General features: G+C 67.4%; 3 protein-coding genes. 1 reads left to right on the forward strand and 2 read right to left on the reverse strand.

The genetic code is table 11. From position 1 onward, the window contains the following. The coding region (locus JSV65_18055) for a sulfatase-like hydrolase/transferase (GenBank protein ID UCH34404.1) at nt 1-1143 on the forward strand (1143 nt) is incomplete at its 5' end. Here JSV65_18055 and JSV65_18060 read toward each other — a convergent pair. After that, nucleotides 1140-1739 carry an isoprenylcysteine carboxylmethyltransferase family protein gene (locus JSV65_18060; protein ID UCH34405.1) on the reverse strand — a complete coding sequence of 200 codons (600 nt, stop codon included), beginning with the start codon at nt 1737-1739 and terminating at the stop codon, nt 1140-1142. The two genes, JSV65_18055 and JSV65_18060, sit on opposite strands and share 4 nt — an antisense overlap. A 162-nt stretch (nt 1740-1901) precedes the next feature. Continuing rightward, nucleotides 1902-2594 carry a hypothetical protein gene (locus JSV65_18065; GenBank protein UCH34406.1) on the reverse strand — a complete coding sequence of 231 codons (693 nt, stop codon included), beginning with the start codon at nt 2592-2594 and terminating at the stop codon, nt 1902-1904. Between the last annotated feature and the right edge of the window lie 105 nt (nt 2595-2699).

Genomic DNA, 2699 nt, shown 5'->3' on the forward strand with positions numbered 1-2699 from the left:
AACGCGGCGATGGACTTCATCAGAGACAATCGCGGAGAGCCCTTCCTCGCCTACTTCTCGACAAACGCGCCGCACTCGCCGCTGGAGGTGAGCGAGGAGTACAGCGCGCCATACGTCGCGCTGGGTCTCGACGAGAAGACCGCGCGCGTGTACGGGATGATCACGAACATTGACGAGAACGTGGGCCGGGTGCTGGAGCTGCTGCGCGAACTCGACCTCGACGACAATACCATTGTCATCTTCCTCACCGACAACGGGCCATGTGCATCCCAGGGCCCGGAGCGCTTCAACGCTGGGCTGCGCGATCGCAAGGGGACGGTGTACGACGGGGGGATTCGCGTGCCGTGTTTCGTGCGGTGGCCGGCGCGGCTGGAGGCGGGGCACGAGGTTCAGGAGATTGCGGCTCACATTGACGTGTTGCCGACGGTGCTCGATGCGTGCGATGTGCCCGTGCCGGACGGGCTTCGGTTCGATGGCGTGAGCCTGCTGCCGTTGATGCTGGGGACGGCACGGCGATGGCCCGACCGCATGCTGTATTTCCAGTGGCACCGCGGCGACGCGCCGGAACTCTACCGCAACTGCGCGGCGCGATCGCAGCGGTTCAAGCTCGTCAACGGTCAGGAGCTGTACGACATGACTTCCGACCCGGGCGAGAGTGAGGACGTCGCGGCGCGGCATCCCGACGTCGTCGCGAAGATGCGGACGGGGTATGAGGAATGGTTTGCCGAGGTCAGCGCGCCGCCCGGCTACGCGCCGCCGCGGATCCACCTCGGAACGCCGCACGAGGACCCCGTGACCCTGACTCGCCAGGACTGGCGCGGCGCAGAGGGTTGGGGTGATTCGGACCTCGGCTATTGGGAGGTGAAGGTCGCGGCGGCAGGCGAGTACGACGTGACGCTGAGATTCGCGGCCGCAGAGGGCGGCGAGGAAGCCCACTTCCGCCTCGGCGACGTCGTCCGGCGGGAGCGCCTGGAAGCGGGAGCGACGTCGTGCGTCTTCGCGGGTGTCAGCCTGATGGCGGGCGACGCGCGGCTGGAGGCATGGCTCACCGCGGGCGGGAAACCAGTGGGCGCGAGATACGTTGACGTGGAGCGCGTGCCGCCCGGAGAAGCGCCGGCCGCGGAGGCGGAGGGCGCGGGTTAAGTCGCCAGGCCCAGCCACCACTTCACGACGACGGCCACGACGTAAGCGGTGACGAAGATGACCGTCAACTGTTCGCGGTTCCCGAGGAAGACGCGCCAGCTCCAGCGGCCGGTCGCCTTTGGGTAGGGCGTGAGCCGCGGCAGCAGAGGGGGCACGGACCGGTTGTACTCCCAGTATTCCTCGCCGAAGGCCTCGGCGAGGCGTTCCGGCTCTTTCGTCTCTTTGCGCGGCATGTAGGCGAAGAGGAAATAGCCGAGGCCGACGATGAGCAGGGCGATGCCGACGATGCCGCCGACGAGACCGGAGATCCCGATTATGAGGAGCATGCGCCCGAGGTACATGGGGTTGCGGGTGTAGGCATAGGGCCCGCCGGTGGCAAGCCGCTCGTTTCGCACCAGGTGGCCGGCGGACCAGATGCGCGCGCCTTCACCGAGGATGACAAAGACGAGACCGATCGCGAGCCACGGCATGCTCGGCGCGGACAGAAGGAACGCGACGACAAGCAGCGCGGGGATACTGAACGACTTGAGCAAGCCGCGGAGCGGTTTATGCGGCCAGCGAACCAGACGTTCGCGGGATGGCGTGGAGTCATTCATATCAAGCCTTGGCGACACGAGGGATGCCTGCCTGGAGCGACATCGGCAGCGCCCAGAGATCGCGCAGGTGCTAGTGCATTCCAGGCGGCGGGGCGCAATCCCTGCGCATTGCGGCGACGTCGCTTGCCCGCTCGCGGCGCGGGCAGTCTACGACGTCCACCCCTAGTCCCGCCGGCGGCGTCGGCGCAGCGCCTGCCTCATGCCCGCGATGGCGCGATGCAGGCGAGGCCGCTCGAGCGAAGCGCGGTCGCGCTCGGTCAACAAGCCGGGGGCGTACTGCCGCTTGAGCTTCGCGAGCTTGCGGCGATCAACCAGCAGTGCCTGGCGGTAGAGCCATCGGCGGATGAACGAACCACCCTCGAGTTGAGCGACGGCGAAGTCCACGAGATACGGCCCTCGCTGCGCGCTGATAAGGATGTTATCCGGGTGGGGGTCGCCGTGAGCCACGCCGTGTTGGTGCATCTCGTCGAAGAGGTCGGAGAGACGGCGAAAGATCGCCTCCGGTGGGCGGGCGTTCGAGGGATCAGACAGCGGCGTCGCTTCGGCCCACACGGTCGCGAAGGCGTCCTTGTCCACCCAACCCGCGAAGTCGGGCACGGCTGAGACGGGCAGCAGGCGGCGGAACGCCTCCGCTTCGCGCCTGAGCAGCCACGAGCCGACGGTGCGCCGATACCAGGCGGGCTGGGAGGACTGGTCCTTGACCACGTAGCGCCGGTCGCCGTGCTCGACGAGGAACACTGCGGGCTTGGTCCAATTGCGCGGCGTGTGGAGCAGCACGCGGCTGCGCCACGTCGCGGAGTCGCGGCTAAACGGTGCGGCAGGCGTGCGGTTGCGTGTGATGGTTGCGGGAGGCAAATGCCGTCCAACCGGGCAGCCAGGTGCCCACTCGAAAGTCACGTCGGGCTCAACCCGAGTTCTACTGCATTATGATTTCCGCTCGACCGGATGGCAGTCCTGTTC

Source organism: Armatimonadota bacterium, assembly GCA_020354555.1.
Lineage (GTDB): Bacteria > Armatimonadota > Hebobacteria.